The organism is Actinomycetospora sp. NBRC 106378 (genome assembly GCF_030269685.1).
Classification (GTDB): domain Bacteria; phylum Actinomycetota; class Actinomycetes; order Mycobacteriales; family Pseudonocardiaceae; genus Actinomycetospora.
The window spans coordinates 527,213-541,686 of sequence record NZ_BSTT01000002.1 but is presented as its reverse complement, the minus strand read 5'-3'; the positions used below and the strand labels follow the sequence as shown (position 1 = coordinate 541,686).

The following is a 14,474-nucleotide window of genomic DNA, read 5'->3' as shown; positions in this document are numbered from 1 at the left end:
GGCCGACGACCGGCCTCCGTTCGGGCGAGAGGCACAGACAAACAGGACTCTGTAAAACCTGATGTTCCACTATGTAAAGGTCAACTACACGACCGGGTGACCCCTTCTCGGTCATGGTCCACTCCCCGGCGTGGCCCTCCGTGACGTTCCTGACGCAGCTCCGCTCCCCCTCGCCGGACGCGCCCGCCATCTCGACGGGATGCGCGGGGTCGCGATCGTGCTCGTCGTCGGCCAGCACTGGATCGGCGAGCACTACGGCTTCTGGCGCGGGGCGGGAGCGGGCGTCGAGGTCTTCTTCGTGCTCTCCGGCTTCATGGTCACGTCGTGGCTGATGCGCTCGACGTTCGGCTACCGGGCCTTCCTGCGCCGCCGCGTGCTGCGGCTGGTCCCCTCGCTGCTCGTCATGATCGCAGGCGGGTTGCTGCTGGCCGCGGTGCTGCCCTGGTCGTGGGTGCCGGAGCGGATCGCGCTGCGCTCGGCGACGATCGCGGTGAGCGAGCTGACGTCGCTCGTCTCCGCCGGCGGGATCGACATGCGGCCGTTCGGCATCACGTGGTCGCTGTCGATCGAGTGGTACTTCTACCTGCTCTGGCCGGTCGTCGCCCTCACCTGGCGCCGCCGCGGGACCGACCCCGCCCGGTGCGCGCGGTACACCCTCGTCGCGGCGCTGCTGCTCTACGCGGTGTCGCTGACGTTCTCCGCGTCCTGGTACCACTTCGGCCCGGTCTCCCGGTTCGGGCTGCTGCTGCTCGGCGCCTCGGTCGCCTACCGGGTGGCCGCGATCCGCGCCGGGAACGGCGCCTTCCGGTGGACCCCGCCCGGCTGGACGGCAGGCCTCGCCGTCGTCGCGATCGTCGCCTGGAAGCTCGCCGGGCCCGACCAGGACTCGCTCTGGTACCGCTTCGTCGGCACGCCGCTGACCGTGACGGCCACCCTCGCAGTGGTCGTGGTCGGGATGACGCAGCCGGACGCGGTCGCGATCCGGGCGCTCTCCTCGCGGCTGCTCGTCGGGCTCGGCGCGGTCAGCTACAGCCTCTTCCTCTGGCACACCATCCCGTGGACGCTGCTCACCCCGCGCTCCACCGGACTGACCTACGAACAGCTGCTGCCGATCTGGGCCGGCGCGACGGTCCTGCTCACCGCCGGCGCCTACCTGCTGGTGGAGCGCCCGACCCAGCGCTGGGGCCGGCGCGACCCGCGCCCGTGGCGCGAGGTGCTCGTAGGAGTCCGGTTCGCCGCGCGCCACCCCCGACGGGGCCTGCCGCTGCTGTTCACCCCGCCCGCCTCCCCCGCCGTCCCGGCCGGGCCACGGTGACGGCGGCCGGGGTCCGTCCGGGCCGCAGCCGGGCCCTCGACGGGCTGCGCGGACTCGCGGTCGCCCTCGTCGTCGGCCAGCACTGGATCGGTGAGCACGCCGGGTGGTGGCAGGGGGCGGGACCCGGGGTCGAGATCTTCTTCGTGCTCTCCGGGTTCCTGGTCACGACGTGGCTGTGGCGGCCCGGCGCGGCGTACCGCCCGTTCCTGCGGGCCCGGGTCGTGCGCCTGGTGCCGCCGACCCTGGTCCTGGTCGCCGTGGGGCTGGTGCTCGCCGCCGCGCTGCCCGTCTCGGGGGTGGACCCGCGGATCGCGCTGCGCTCGGCGCTGATCACCCTGGCCCACCTGACCGCACCGGCCGCCGCGGCGGGGCTCGACCTGCGCCCCTTCGGCATCACGTGGTCGCTGACCGTGGAGTGGTACTTCTACCTGCTCTGGCCGCTGGTGGTCCTGCACTGGCGACGCCGCGGCACCGACCCGGCCCGCTGCGCCCGCGTCACCCTGGTGATCGCGCTCGCGGTGTACGCCGTGTCGCTACCCATGCCGTCGGCCTGGTACTACTTCGGCCCGCTGTCCCGGTTCGCGCCGCTGCTCGCCGGCGCGGCCCTCGCCCTGCACCTCGGGGCGCGGGGACCCCGCCGCCTGCCCCCGGCGTGGGCCGCCACCGGTCTGGCCGCCGTCGTCGTCTGGCAGCTGCTCGGCACCGACCAGAACAGCGCGTGGCACCGCCTGCTCGGCACCCCGCTCGTGGTCGCGGCGACGGTGGCAACGCTGGTCGTGGCGCACGACCGGACCGCGGCACCGGTGCTGCGCGTGCTCGAATCCCCGGTGCTCGTGGGGCTCGGTCACGTCAGCTTCAGCCTCTACCTCTGGCACACCCTGCCCTGGACGCTGCTCACCGAGCGCTCCACCGGGCTGGGCCACCTCCCGCTGCTCGGGATCTGGGCCGCTTCCACCGCGCTGCTCACGGCCCTCGGCTACGTGCTCGTCGAACGGCCCTGCCACCGGCGCGCGCGCCGCGCCCCCACCCGCCCGTCCACCGCCGTCACCCCCGCTCCCGAGAGGACCTCCCCGTGATCGTCGACCCCCTCGACCTCTACTCCTGCCCCGACTGCGGGGCGGTGATGGAGGCCTGCACGCTCACCTGCCACGACAACCGGACCGGCGGGGAGGAACCCCTGCTCGCCGCGATGTCCGAGGTGCACGAGCGCGCGTGAGGCCGGTGCAGACCCTCGGCGCGCGCTACGACCCGCGGCGCAACGGCTACGACCTCATCCGACTCGGGCTCGCCTGCCTCGTCGTCACCTGGCACTCCTTCCCGCTCGCCGGGACCGACGTCGACGCGTCGAGCTCGGTGGTCGTGGGGTTCCTCGAGACGACGCTGGACCTGTTCTTCGCGATCAGTGGCTTCCTCGTCCTCGCAAGCTGGGAACGCCTCCCACGGGTGGGCCGGCATCTCGAGGCCCGCTTCCTGCGGATGTTCCCGGGGTTCTGGGTCTGCCTGGTGGTCACGGGGTTCGTCGTCGCCCCGCTCGGCGCGTGGATCGCCGGCACCGACCCCACCGCCGTGTTCTCCGGCCCGCACTCGGCGTGGGCGTACGTCGCGGCGAACGCCACCACGCACATGAGCTTCTTCGACGTCGCGGGGACGCCGACCGGGGTGCCGCTCGACGGCGCCTGGAACGGCACGCTGTGGAGCCTGCAGTGGGAGACGTTCTGCTACCTCATGGTGGTGACGCTCGGCGTCCTCGGCCTCTGGCGGCACCGCCGGGCGGTGCTCGCGCTCGCCGCGGTCGTCCTCGCGGCGTTCCTCGTCGCGCGGACCTGGGGGTCGCCCGGACTCTGGCTGGAGACGCAGACGCTGCGCTTCGTCTCGCACTTCCTGCTCGGGTCGGTGGTGTACCTCTACCGCGACCGGCTGCCGGTCGGGCGGTGGTGGGTCGCGGGCGCCGCGGCCCTCTCCGTCGTGGGGCTCGCCGTGCCGGCGGTCTCCCCGCTGACGGCCCCGGCGCTGGTCTACCTGCTCCACACGACGGCGGCCTCGCTGCGCCACCCCCGCCTGCGGCTGCGCTGGGACGTCTCCTTCGGCGTCTTCCTCTACGGCTACCCGGTCCAGCAGCTGCTCGTCCTGCTCGGCGTCGGGGTCGGGCGGCCGTTCTTGCTGCTCGCGGCGGCGCTCGCGGTCACCCTGCCGCTCGCCTGGGCGTCGTGCGTGCTCGTCGAGCGCCCCGTGCGCGAGTGGCCCGCGCGACGCCGCGCACGGCGGGCGGAGACCGTGCTCCCCGTCGTCCTGCCCGCCCCCGCCACCGAGATCCCACGGTGATCGACGGAGAGGTCCGTTCCCGACGACGGCGGGTGGCGCTCGCCGTCGTCGGGCTCGTCCTGACCGCCGCCGTCGTCCTCGTGGCGGCCCGGGAGACCGCGCTCGCGCCGAGCGGCCCGCCGGCGGCCGACGTCCCGGCGGCGACCCCGGCCGACCTCACCGCCGAGCGCTGCGCCGGCGTCACCCGCCTGACCACGGCGCGGCGCGACGACACCGTCCCGGTCAGCACGGGCGGGCCGACCGCCGTGGTCCTCGGGGACTCCCTCGCCGAGGGATCCACGCTGCCCGACCCCAAGGCGGAGGCCTTCCCCGCCGCGGTCGGTCGCGCGTGGGGGACGACGACGTGGGTCGACGCGATCGACGGCACCGGCTTCGTCAACCCCGGCTACTGCGGGAACCAGACCTACGCCGACCGCGTCGGCGCCGTCCTCGCCCGGGCTCCCCGGCTCGTCGTCGTCGAGGGCGGTCTCAACGACCGGCTCCGGCCCCCGGCCGAGGTCGGCGCCGCGATCACCGACCTGCTGGGCCGGCTGCGTGGGGTCCCGGCCGTCGTCGTGATCGGTCCGGTCGTGCCGCCCGTGGCGTCGCCGGACGACGTCGCCCGGCTCGACGGGGTGCTGCGCGCGGCGACCGCGGCCGCCGAGCGCACCTACGTCCCCGCCCTCGACTGGCGGATCCCCTGGGGCCCCGACGGCGCCCACCCCACCGTCGAGGGCCACCGGCGCTACGCCGAACTGCTCCTCACCGCCCTCCCGGAGGCCCCGCGATGACGCCGCCTGCTCCCCCCGACCCGGTCGAGCTCCGCTCCGCTGCGTCTCCCCCCGACCCGGTCGAGCTCCGCTCCGCTGCGTCTCCCCCCGACCCGGTCGAGCTCCGCTCCGCTGCGTCTCCCCCGCTGCACCGCCTCATCGCCCGGGCAGTCCCCGCGATCCGCGGCGGGCGGCCGTACCACGTCGACCCGGCCATCTCCCAGCGCTCGTTGCTCGCCGAGCTGCGGGCCCGGGCGACGAGCCTGCTCGCGGCGCAGTGGCGGCTGCGCGGGGTCGCCGGGCCGCGCCTGCGGTTCTGCGAGGACGGCGTCCGGATCGCGCACCGCCGCCACCTCACGATGGGGGCCGGCAGTGTCCTCGAGCGCGGGGTGACGATCCGGGCTCTCGCGCGCGACGGCGTCGTGCTCGGTCGCGGCGTGACGATCGGGCGGTGGGCGACCATGGAGTGCACCGGCGTCCTGCACGAGCTCGGGGCCGGGATCCGGCTCGGGGACAACAGCTCGCTCGGCGACTACGGGTTCATCGGGGCGGCCGCGCCCGTCGTCGTCGGGAACGACGTCCTCGTCGGGCAGCGCGTCGCGATCCACGCCCAGAACCACGTCTACGACGACCCGCGGGTGCCGATCAACCGGCAGGGCACCACCGAGCAGGGGGTGACGATCGGCGACGACTGCTGGATCGGGACCGGCGCGGTGATCCTGGACGGCGTGGAGCTCGGGACGGGCACCGTCGTGGCGGCGGGCGCGGTGGTCACCCACTCCTGCCCGCCGTACTCGGTGCTCGCCGGGGTGCCGGCGCGGGTGGTGCGCTCCCGCGCGTGACCGGCTGCGTCAGGGTCGACGCAGGATGACCAGCAGGTTGTCGTGCGTGGCGGTCAGCCGCCCGCGCGATGCCGTCGCGACCGCCGACACGAACCGCCCGATCGCCCGCCCGAGCAGCCCGGGCGCGTCGCCGTTGTAGCGGGAGTCGCCGCGCTCGGCGACGATCTCCGCCCCCGTCTCGGCGGCGAAGCGGCGCAGGCCCGCACGCGAGATCACCGGGTGGTAGAAGGTCGGGTAGGGCGAGTACCCGGGCTCCCCGGCGTGCGGGTAGCGCACCACGTAGCGCCAGTAGGCGACGTGGAACCAGTGCGGCGTCACCCGGGTCACCGCGCCGCGCACCGAGTGCGGGTCGGGGACCTTCACGACGACGAGGCCGCCCGGCCGGACCCAGCGCAGCAGGTTCCCGAGCACCCGGTCGGCCGCCGGGACGTGCTCGAGGACGTAGGCGCAGTAGGCGACGTCGAACCCGCCGTCGGGCAGGTCGGCGTCGACGAGGTCCCCGACGACGGCCTCGTCGAGGTCACCGAGCTCCTCACGGCGGATGCGCAGGGCGTCGGCGTCGAGGTCGAGCCCGGTGAGGTGCGCGTCGGGCACCGCCAGCGGCCAGTGGTTCCCGCAGCCCGCCTCGAGGATCCGCACCGGCCCGGCGTCGGGACGGGCGCTCTCGATCCAGCCCGTGATCAGGGCGACCTCGCTGGCCTGGTCGGGGAGCTGTTCGAGCAGGGTCACGGGTCCTCCTGGGTGTCGAGCACGCCGAGGACCGCGTCGGCGATCATGCGGTGCCCGTCGTCGTCGGGGTGGAAGTCGGTGGTGCCGCGGGTGCCGGGGGCGCGGTAGATCGGGCCGAGGTCGACGAAGCGGCCGGCGCGCTCGGCGCACAGCGAGGAGATGATCGTGTCGTAGTCCGCGCCGCCCGAGCTCCCGCCGTCGCCGGCCCAGGTGCCGAGGCAGACGAGCGCGGCGGCGGGCGATCCCTCGCGGGCGCGGTCGAGCAGGGCGGCGTAGCGGGCGCGGAAGTCGATCGCCGGGGTGCGGCGGCCGATGTCGTTGGTCCCGAGCTCGACCAGCACCACGTCCTGGCCGCCGGGCATGTCGAGCACCCGGTCGACGGTGGTCAGTGGCTGGTCGCGCAGCGGCGGCATCGTCACGGTGGCCCCGAGCGTCGTCGCGATGATCCGGACGAAGGCCCGGTCGCCGTCGGTCGTCGTGAAGCCGGCGGCCAGGGAGTCGCCGGCCACGAGCAGGGCGACCGGCCGGTCGGACGGGACCACGAGCCGACCGTCGGCGGCGGTGGTCGGCGTCGGGACGGACGCGCAGCCGGCGAGCAGGGCGAGCAGGGCCGCGAGGAGCAGCGCCCGGACGTCAGCGGTGGCACACGGCTGACGTCGGGTGTCAGCGGTGGGCCACCGCTGACCTCGGCCCCGGACCCTCACGCGGCCGCCCGGACCCGGAGCAGCCGCGCGAGGACGTCGTCGACGGCCTCGGCGAACCCCGTCGTCGTGAGCGGGTGCAGGCGGGGGTCGCCGGGGTCGACCGCGGGCAGGGCGGGCAGGGCGGCCGCCGCCGAACCGGTCGGCTCGACGGCGGCCGCGAGGTCCCGGACCGCAGGAGGTAGGCCCTCGAGCGCGATCCGGGTGGCGACGACGGGGACCCCGGCCAGCAGGGCCTCGACCACCTTGACCTTGATGCCGCCGCCGAGCCGGACCGGGGCCAGCACGGCGTCCACGCGGGCGTAGAAGTCCTCGAGCCGGTCGACGGGTCCGAGGCGCTCGACGCCGGCCACCGGCGGCAGGTCCGCGCTGCCGCGGCCGGCGACGACGACGTCCACGCCCGCGTCGCGCAGGCCGGGCAGCCAGTGCCGCACGAGCACGTCGTGGGCGTCGAGGTTGGGCCAGTAGGTGAAGTCCCCGAGCAGGCCGACCGTGCGGACGGGCCCGGGGCGTCGGGCGGCCGGGCGGGACGGGGCGGGGGTCGGCAGCCACGAGATCGCGTGCCGGCGGTCGCGCAGCACCTCCGCGTCGCGCCAGCCCGCGGCGGTGACGGCCGCGCCGCCCGCGATCGCGGCCTCCTCGGCGCGGCGCAGGCGTCGGGCCTGGGCGCGGGCCGTGACGCGGGCGGGCCCGGAGCGGGCGGCGGCCTCCCGGTCGGCGAACGCGCTCCACAGGTCCATGAAGTCGACCCACACCGGCGCACCGGTGGCGGCGGCGAGCGGGACCTGGGAGAGCGCGGAGACGATGACGGCGTCGAACGGGCCGGCCGCGGCCAGGCGCTGCGCGAGCGCCGGGTTGCGACCCCCGGCGACGGTCGGCAACGGCAGGAAGTGCCGCTTCAGCGCCCCGAGCCGGCCCGGGACCCGCGTGCCCAGGCTGGCCGCACCCGTCGTCGGGAAGAAGCACTCGACGTCGTGGCCCGCGGACCGCACCGCGTCCCGGAGGGCGCGCGTGCGCGCCGTGCCGCCGGAGGTGACGGCGTCGGGGTCGGTGAGGCTCAGGACGGCGAGACGGGACATCACGGCGGATTCGACCAGCGACGTGTAAACAACGCGGTCTCGGGACGTGACGATCTTGAGCGCGGACGGGTGAACGGGGTCGTCAGGTCGGAGGATGCGCCCGTGGTCGGGATACCGCGCCGTCGGGTGCTCGCGCTGGGCGCCCTCGGCGCGGCCGGCGCGTTCGCGGCGGCCTGCTCCTCGCCCCCGCCCGCGGACCGTCCGGCGTGGGCGAGCGGGGTGCACGCCTGGGACCCGGCCCGGTCGCTCTACCACCCGGACGCCCCGTGGCCCCGCTGGACCGCGGCGCGTACGGCCGGGCGCGGGCACGTCACGACGATGCTCGACTCGATCACCCACGGCGCCGGGGTGCCGGGCCTGTCGCGTCCGTGCCAGCAGTACTCCTGGCCCGGGCGCCTGCGGCGGATCCTCGACGGCCGGTTCGGCCCGTCGGGGACCGGCGTCGCGGTGCCGTGGAACGGGCTGCTGCCGACCGACCCGCGCTTCCAGGTGTTCGGGCCGGTCGGCGAGGCCCCGCTGGGGATGCACGCCTGCGCCTGCCTGCGCATCCCCGGCGCTCCCGACGACGGGGCGGCGGTCGAGTTCACCGGCGACGGCGACACCTTCCGGGTGCACCACCTCGGGCCGGGGATCCGCTTCGCCGTCGACGGGGTGCCGGTCCTGCCGTCGTCGCAGGTGGGGTCGACCCACGTGGTCTCCACGGTGCCCGCGGGGCAGTACGGCACCCACGTGCTGCGGGTCCTCTCCCCCGGACGCGAGCCGACGTCGACCGCCTCGCTGCTCGGGGTGGAGGCGGGGACCGCGACCGGGATGCGGGTCTCCAACCTCGCGCGGGCGGGCCTGTCCGCCGGGTCGCTGGTCGCCGACGACGCCGGGGGCCTGCGCGGACTCGCCGTCAGCGTGGACGCGATGGCCGCCGACCTCGCGATCCTGCTGGTCTCGGCCAACGACTTCCGCGCGCACGTGCCGGTGGCGACGTTCGTCGAGCGGATCCGCACCACGATCCGCCGGCAACGGGCGACGGGGGGCGACGTCCTGCTCGCCACCCCGGGCGAACCCGACCCCGGGATCTTCCCGCCCGACCACGTGCTCGACCCGCCGCTGACCGACTACCTCGCGGCGCTCTACGGGCTCGCCGACGCCGAGGACGTCCCCCTGCTCGACCTGCGCGCCCGCTGGGGGGCGCACGCCGACGCTGCCGCCCGGGGGTTCTTCACCGACGGCATCCACCCGAACGACCGGGGCAGCGAGGACATCGCGCAGGCGGTCGCGGCGGTCCTGCTCTAGCCGTCACCGCCGTCGGGTGCTCCACAGCAGCCCGACCGCGACGAGGACCAGCGCGACCGAGACCAGATCCGCGGCCGTCACGGAGTGCCCGGGCGCGAGCCGGAGCAGCCAGGGACCCTCGACCGGCTTGTTGAGCGGCAGCCAGGCGATCGCCACGACGACCAGGACCCCCGCCAGCACCCGGCGTCGGGTCGGGTTCCGGAGGCGTCGGCCGGGGCGCATCGCGTGATCGTGGCACGCCGGTGTTACGGCCCCGGGACGCCGCGCAGGTCCCACACCACGAGGTCGATCGCCCCCCGCACGTCGCCGCGATAGACGATCGGGCGCCCGCACAGGTCGAGGTCGAGCTTCGGCCCGGTGCCGAACCACGGCTCGGCGGGTCGACAGGACAGCGGCTCCCCCGGGTGCAGCAGGCGCACGTAGTAGTCGACGCCGAGCGAGCGCAGGTACTCGGCCCCGCGGCCCGCCTGCAGCGCCGCCAGGTACTGCGGGGACCCGACGAGGCCCTCGAGCTGCACCACCGGATGCTGCGTGGAGAAGGCGAAGGAGCCCGCCCAGTCCCCCATCGCGAGCACCGATCCGGGCGGCAGCGTCCGGTCCGCCCACTGCCCGGCGTCGATGTCGCGGGTGTACGGCGACGACGACGGGTCGCGCGGCAGCACCTGCACGGCCTCCTTGCCGGCGAACACGGCCAGCATCAGCACCGCGAGACCCACGATCACCGGAGCCGCGAGGCGCACGGCCGACAGCCGCGCGCCGATCACCAGCGTTGAGAGCACCAACGCCACCGTCCCGGTGGAGAAGTACCAGCTCTGCAGCTCCCAGCCCGGGGTCGTCACGACGTACCAGGCCACCTGGATCAGCTGCGCCAGCACGAGCAGCACGATCAGCGCCCGGAGCTCGGCGGCCCGCGGGACCCCCGGAGCCACCACCCACGCCACGACCGCCAGCACCAGCACCGTGAGCCCGAACCCCATCGGCAACGGACCGAGGGAGCCGTAGAGCAGGAACTGACCCAGCGCCGCCCAGTTCTCCCCCGAACCGAGCTGCTTCGCCACCCCGCTGACCGGCAGCGCCGACCCGAGCAGGGCGTGGTTCACCGCCGCGTCGACCACCAGCGACACCACGGCCGGCGCCACCAGATCCAGCACGAGGCGCACCGACCGCCAGCGCCACCACCCCACGAGCGCGAACAGCCCGACCAGCACCGCACAGTCCAGCCGCCCCAACGAGAGCAGCGCGAGCAGCACCCCGGCGACCCGCACCGACCCGACGTCGGGCCGGTCCAGCAACCGCCGGCGCAGGACGACGTCGACGAGCGCCAGCAGCAGCACCGCCACGAGCGCGTTCTCGCAGCCACCCCACCAGCGGGCGTGCGGGAGCAGCACCACGAGCGCCGCCACGGCGCCGACCGGCCCCACCGTCACCGCGGCGATCCGCCACACCAGCCACAGCGCCAGGGCCCAGAGGACGACGAGCAGCACCATCGTGACGACCACCGCGCCCGACCGGTCCACCCCGGGCAGGAACAGGCCGGTGAGCAGCAGGAACCACAGGGGTTGGTAGCCGTTGGTGGGCTGCAGCCCGTCGAAGGTCGAGCCGTCCCCCGCGGCCGCGTGCAGGGCCGTGAGCAGGTAGTAGTGCACGTCGTCGGAGCCGAACGCGAGGAGCTTCCACGGGTCGGGCGTGGCCACGACCGTCACGAGCTTGACCGCGCCGAGCACCAGCCCGGCGGCCCAGAACACGAGCGCGGCCAGCGACACCCGCCGCCGCGGCGGCGCGATCACCCCGCCCACGTCGCGTACATCCGCACGTCGGAGGAGTCGGGGGTGAGCTTGAAGAACTCCCACGTCGCGATCGAGCCGGCGACCGCGCCGAAGCGGGGGTCGTCGACCCGGCGGACGCTGCCGTCGGGCACCGCGACGAAGGCGGTGGTCCCGGCGAGGCGCACCTCGCCCTGCACGGGGGTGCCGTCGGTCGGGACCGGCGTCGCGTAGAAGTCCCGCGCGACCTCGTCGACGCCCCCGTCGGCGACGACCCCCAGGATCCAGCGGTCCGAGGTCAGCGACAGGTGCAGGTTGGCGCGCGGGGGCTGCTCGTCGGTGAACGCGACGAGGGCCAGCGCGCCCCCGGCGTCCCCCGTCCCGAACCCGAACCGCGCCCCGAGCCGGCGCACCGGCGCGGCGAGCTGCTGCCCGACGTAGATCGCGCCCGGACGGGGCAGGTTCCCGACGAGGGCCCCGTCCGCCACCGTGGGCCGCTGCGGCGCCCCCGTGAGCACGACGGTGAACGGCGTCCCCTCGTCGCCGACGGCGGGCATCGGCCCGTCGGGGCGGTTGCTCCACACCGTCGAGACCGTGTTCCGGACGTCGGGCAGCGCGGCCGGGTCCGTCGTCGGCGCCGGCGACCCGCACCCGGCGAGCAGCGCCACTCCCCCGGCGGCCCCGAGCCCGACCCCGAGCCCGAGCGCGGCCCGCCGGGACATCGCCGGAGTCCTCGCCGGAGATGTTCCCCGGCTCATCCGTCGCTGCGTCGTCGACCGGAGACGACGTTCATGGTCCGCGGCACCGTGGCCGAGGGCGGCAGGTAGGTCCCGACCGTCGCGGCGTCGTCGACGACCGGCCGGGCCTGCGGCGTCCCGACCGCCGGCGACTCGGGGGCACGGCTCGGCGCGCCGGCCGGCCGGGCCGACGGGGCGGGCCCGTAGGTGTCGTAGCCGCCGCGGGGCATCTCGGTCATCGTCAGGACGGCGCCGAAGAGCCGGGCGCCGACGGTCTGCAGGGCCTCGACGGCGGCCACGACCTTCGCCCGCGGGGTGACGCCGGAGCGGCAGAGCAGCACGGCGCCGTCGCACCCGGAGGCGAGGATCGCGGCGTCGGCGACCGGGCCGAGCGGCGGGGCGTCGACGAGCACGACGTCGTAGCGCGCCCGCAGCGTCTTCAGCAGGTCGGCCATCGCGGCGGAGGAGAGCAGCTCGCTCGGGTTGTGCGGGAGCGTCCCGGCGGTGAGCACGTCGACGCCGGGACCCCAGGTCTGCACGACGTGGGCGAGGTCGACGCGGCGGCCGAGCACGTCGGTGACCCCCGACTCCGCGACGAGCCCGAGGCGCCCGGCGATCGTCGGGCGGCGCAGGTCGCCCTCGACCACGACCACCCGCGAGGTCGGGGCGAACGCCGCCGCGAGCGCGATGACCAGCGTCGTCTTGCCCTCGCCGGGCTCGCTGGAGGTCACGGTGAGCAGCGCCGGCGGCCGGTCGACGTCGGCGAAGAGCAGGTTCGTGCGGATGCGCCGGACCGTCTCGCCGAAGGCGCCGCCCGGGACCGCGGCCGGCGCCGCCCCGTCGCGCAGGCCGCGGTCGGTCGGCACGAGGCCGAGCACCCCGGCCCCGGTCGCGGCGGCGAGCTCCTCCGAGGTCCGCATCGTGGTGTCGGCGGCGCTGCGGACGACGGCGGCGGCCACGCCGACCAGCAGGCCGAGCACGGCGCCGACGACGAGGTCGAGCGTCACCTTCGGGCTGACCGGGTCCGACGAGGGCTGCGCGGTGTCGACGACGTCCACGCTGACCGGCGCGGGCGCCCCCGGCACGCGGGGCCGCTCGAGCTGGCCGACGACCTGGATGAAGCGGGTGGTCACGGCGTTGGCGAGCTCGGCGGCGCGCTGCGGGTCGTCGTCGCTGACGGTGATGCGCAGCAGGGTGCTCTCGGCGTCGGAGGCGACCGCGACGTGGTCGGCGAGGTCGGACACCGAGCCGAGCCCGAACTGCGCGACCACCGGCGTGAGGACCCGCTCGGAGGTCAGGATCTCGGTGTAGGTCTTCACCTTCTGCTGCGAGAACAGCGTGCCCTGGTAGGCGTTCGAGGCGTTGGCGGCCGAGTCGGTCGCCGACACGTAGACGCTCGACGTCGACGCGTACACCCGCGGGCTGAACAGGACGACGGCGCCGGCGGCGAGCAGGCCGACGACCAGTCCGGCCACGACGTAGGGCCAGCGGCGGGCGAGCGACCGCAGGAGAACGGTCAGGGTCATGCGGGTCCTCCGGCATGAGGGACGGCGGATGCGCGAGCGGCGGCCAGACCGGCGACGATCGCGACGGGCAGGTACAGGAAGGCGTCGGTGAGCTGGTTGACCACGGCCCCGACGAGCAGCCAGGACACGACGGCGACGAGCAGGACACGGGGCAGCCCGTCGTCGGGGTCGCCGGAGCCGGGTCCGGGGCTCTCCAGGCTCCGGACCTCGAGGACGAAGCCCAGGACGAACACCCCGAAGCCGACGAGCAGCAGCACCCCGCCGGAGGCGAGGAGCTGCAGGTAGACGTCGTGCGCGTCGGCGGCGACGGGCAGCCCGAGGCCGTGCAGCGGCGAGTGCGCGAAGTCGGTGAACGCCTGCCGGGCGATGCCCGCACGGATCGCGTTGCTCTCGTCGGCGGAGTCGGCCCCGGAGAGCCGGAGCTGCTCGGCGACGCGGTCGAGCAGGGCGGGGAACGCCGCGACGGCGACGACCGCGAGGGCCACCACGCCCCCGACCAGCGGCAGCACCAGCCGTCGCCCGGCGCGCAGCGCGAGCACGGTCAGCGCCGCGCCGAGCAGGGCCGACACGAGCCCGGCCCGCGACGCCGAGGTGGCCAGGCCCGCCGCGAGGACCGTCCCGACGACGAGCCACCCCACCCGCCGGGCGGGCGTCGACGCCACGAGCACGCGCCAGGTCACCACGGGGACGGCGACGGCGATCGCGAGCGCGAGGTGGTTCGGCTGGATGCTCAGCCCGGCCTGCCGTCCGCCGACGTCGACGATCGGGACCAGGCGCGCGCTGATCGCCGTGAGGCCCAGCTCGTCGGTGACCGCGACCGCGGCGTTGACGGTCGCCCCGACCGCGGCCGTGACCGCGAGGACCGGCGCGAGGCGGGGGCGGGCGGCGATCGCGAGGCAGGCCGCGACGGGCAGCGCGGCCGCCGACACGAGCCAGCGGACGAGGTTCACGACGTTGGCCAGCGCGAAGGGCGGGGTCTCGGCCGCCACGGAGTCGGGCACCGGGACGAGCACGCGGGTCGCCAGGTAGCCCGGTGACGGCGGGAAGAACCAGGCGAGGACCGCGACCAGGACGAGCACCGCGGGCAGCACCCACACCCAGCCCGGCACGTGGACGGGCCGGCGCAGCGCGACGGCCACCGCCGCGAGCACCACCAGCGCCCCGGCGAGGGCGGGCTGCGCCACCGAGAGCCCGATGCTCGAGAGCCCGTTCCACGTCGCCGTCAGCGCGGCGAGCAGCAGCAGGCCGACCCCGAGGTCCTCGATCCCCCGCACCGCGACGACGCCCAGCACCACGGCCGTCGCCACGACGACCGGGACCGACCGCGTCAGCGGGACCAGGCCCCGGCCGTCGGCGAGGAGCACGCCGACCACGAGCAGGGCGGCGACCACGGCGATCGCGGCGAGGACCCCCGCCTCCATGAG

The 14,474-nt window shown here is 75.8% G+C and carries 15 protein-coding genes; 7 read left to right on the top strand and 8 right to left on the bottom strand.

Translation table 11 applies throughout. The annotated features are described in order from the left end of the window. Window positions 1-130: 130 nt before the first annotated feature. Genes QSK00_RS06905 through QSK00_RS06880 form a run of 6 tightly spaced genes read left to right on the top strand, consistent with a single transcriptional unit; the run spans window position 131 to window position 5,228 of the window. The gene (locus tag QSK00_RS06905; protein ID WP_285588916.1) at window positions 131-1,315 is read left to right on the top strand and encodes an acyltransferase family protein; all 1,185 of its coding nucleotides are present in this window, start codon (window positions 131-133) and stop codon (window positions 1,313-1,315) included. Further along, window positions 1,312-2,391 (top strand): acyltransferase family protein, encoded by a 1,080-nt coding sequence (locus QSK00_RS06900; RefSeq protein ID WP_285588914.1) that lies wholly within the window; start codon window positions 1,312-1,314, stop codon window positions 2,389-2,391. The genes QSK00_RS06905 and QSK00_RS06900 overlap by 4 nt, the downstream gene beginning before the upstream one ends. Beyond that, a complete protein-coding gene (locus QSK00_RS06895; RefSeq protein WP_285588912.1) occupies window positions 2,388-2,531 on the top strand; it encodes a hypothetical protein in 144 nt (47 codons plus the stop codon). Before QSK00_RS06900 ends, QSK00_RS06895 begins: the two co-directional genes overlap by 4 nt. After that, on the top strand, window positions 2,528-3,637 hold the full coding sequence (locus QSK00_RS06890) for an acyltransferase family protein (protein ID WP_285588910.1): 1,110 nt from the start codon (window positions 2,528-2,530) through the stop codon (window positions 3,635-3,637). The genes QSK00_RS06895 and QSK00_RS06890 overlap by 4 nt, the downstream gene beginning before the upstream one ends. Beyond that, window positions 3,634-4,407: an SGNH/GDSL hydrolase family protein gene (locus tag QSK00_RS06885; RefSeq protein ID WP_285588909.1), complete on the top strand. Its 774-nt coding sequence runs from the start codon at window positions 3,634-3,636 to the stop codon at window positions 4,405-4,407. Before QSK00_RS06890 ends, QSK00_RS06885 begins: the two co-directional genes overlap by 4 nt. Next, window positions 4,404-5,228: an acyltransferase gene (locus tag QSK00_RS06880; protein WP_285588908.1), complete on the top strand. Its 825-nt coding sequence runs from the start codon at window positions 4,404-4,406 to the stop codon at window positions 5,226-5,228. The genes QSK00_RS06885 and QSK00_RS06880 overlap by 4 nt, the downstream gene beginning before the upstream one ends. A 9-nt stretch (window positions 5,229-5,237) precedes the next feature. On the opposite strand, the gene QSK00_RS06875 is transcribed toward QSK00_RS06880, so the two are convergent. The 3 genes from QSK00_RS06875 to QSK00_RS06865 are packed head-to-tail and all read right to left on the bottom strand — an operon-like array spanning window position 5,238 to window position 7,737. After that, window positions 5,238-5,957, bottom strand: coding sequence for a class I SAM-dependent methyltransferase (locus QSK00_RS06875; RefSeq protein ID WP_285588907.1), 720 nt, complete (start codon window positions 5,955-5,957; stop codon window positions 5,238-5,240). Then, window positions 5,954-6,661, bottom strand: a complete 708-nt coding sequence (locus tag QSK00_RS06870; protein ID WP_285588906.1) for an SGNH/GDSL hydrolase family protein — start codon at window positions 6,659-6,661, stop codon at window positions 5,954-5,956. The genes QSK00_RS06875 and QSK00_RS06870 overlap by 4 nt, the downstream gene beginning before the upstream one ends. Continuing rightward, on the bottom strand, window positions 6,658-7,737 hold the full coding sequence (locus QSK00_RS06865; protein WP_285588904.1) for a glycosyltransferase: 1,080 nt from the start codon (window positions 7,735-7,737) through the stop codon (window positions 6,658-6,660). The genes QSK00_RS06870 and QSK00_RS06865 overlap by 4 nt, the downstream gene beginning before the upstream one ends. 102 nt (window positions 7,738-7,839) lie before the next feature. Between QSK00_RS06865 and QSK00_RS06860 the strand changes: the two genes are divergently transcribed. Beyond that, window positions 7,840-9,024, top strand: coding sequence for an SGNH/GDSL hydrolase family protein (locus tag QSK00_RS06860; RefSeq protein ID WP_285588901.1), 1,185 nt, complete (start codon window positions 7,840-7,842; stop codon window positions 9,022-9,024). Between the two features lie 3 nt (window positions 9,025-9,027). Here QSK00_RS06860 and QSK00_RS06855 read toward each other — a convergent pair whose 3' ends face one another. The 5 genes from QSK00_RS06855 to QSK00_RS06835 are packed head-to-tail and all read right to left on the bottom strand — an operon-like array spanning window position 9,028 to window position 14,471. Continuing rightward, the gene (locus QSK00_RS06855) at window positions 9,028-9,246 is read right to left on the bottom strand and encodes a hypothetical protein (RefSeq protein ID WP_285588899.1); all 219 of its coding nucleotides are present in this window, start codon (window positions 9,244-9,246) and stop codon (window positions 9,028-9,030) included. A 23-nt stretch (window positions 9,247-9,269) separates the two neighbouring features. Beyond that, complete coding sequence (locus QSK00_RS06850) at window positions 9,270-10,811, bottom strand: hypothetical protein (RefSeq protein WP_285588898.1); 1,542 nt, start codon at window positions 10,809-10,811, stop codon at window positions 9,270-9,272. Then, window positions 10,808-11,509: a hypothetical protein gene (locus QSK00_RS06845; protein ID WP_285588896.1), complete on the bottom strand. Its 702-nt coding sequence runs from the start codon at window positions 11,507-11,509 to the stop codon at window positions 10,808-10,810. Before QSK00_RS06845 ends, QSK00_RS06850 begins: the two co-directional genes overlap by 4 nt. A gap of 32 nt (window positions 11,510-11,541) precedes the next feature. After that, complete coding sequence (locus QSK00_RS06840; RefSeq protein WP_285588894.1) at window positions 11,542-13,050, bottom strand: tyrosine-protein kinase domain-containing protein; 1,509 nt, start codon at window positions 13,048-13,050, stop codon at window positions 11,542-11,544. Further along, window positions 13,047-14,471, bottom strand: coding sequence for an O-antigen ligase family protein (locus QSK00_RS06835; protein WP_285588892.1), 1,425 nt, complete (start codon window positions 14,469-14,471; stop codon window positions 13,047-13,049). Before QSK00_RS06835 ends, QSK00_RS06840 begins: the two co-directional genes overlap by 4 nt. Between the last annotated feature and the right edge of the window lie 3 nt (window positions 14,472-14,474).

Excerpts from the sequence above, each read along its gene's own strand:
- QSK00_RS06880 (WP_285588908.1), top strand. The coding sequence starts at position 4,404 with ATGACGCCGCCTGCTCCCCCCGACCCGGTCGAGCTCCGCTCCGCTGCG.
- QSK00_RS06865 (WP_285588904.1), bottom strand. The coding sequence starts at position 7,737 with ATGTCCCGTCTCGCCGTCCTGAGCCTCACCGACCCCGACGCCGTCACC.
- QSK00_RS06855 (WP_285588899.1), bottom strand. The coding sequence starts at position 9,246 with ATGCGCCCCGGCCGACGCCTCCGGAACCCGACCCGACGCCGGGTGCTG.
- QSK00_RS06845 (WP_285588896.1), bottom strand. The coding sequence starts at position 11,509 with ATGTCCCGGCGGGCCGCGCTCGGGCTCGGGGTCGGGCTCGGGGCCGCC.
- QSK00_RS06840 (WP_285588894.1), bottom strand. The coding sequence starts at position 13,050 with ATGACCCTGACCGTTCTCCTGCGGTCGCTCGCCCGCCGCTGGCCCTAC.
- QSK00_RS06835 (WP_285588892.1), bottom strand. The coding sequence starts at position 14,471 with ATGGAGGCGGGGGTCCTCGCCGCGATCGCCGTGGTCGCCGCCCTGCTC.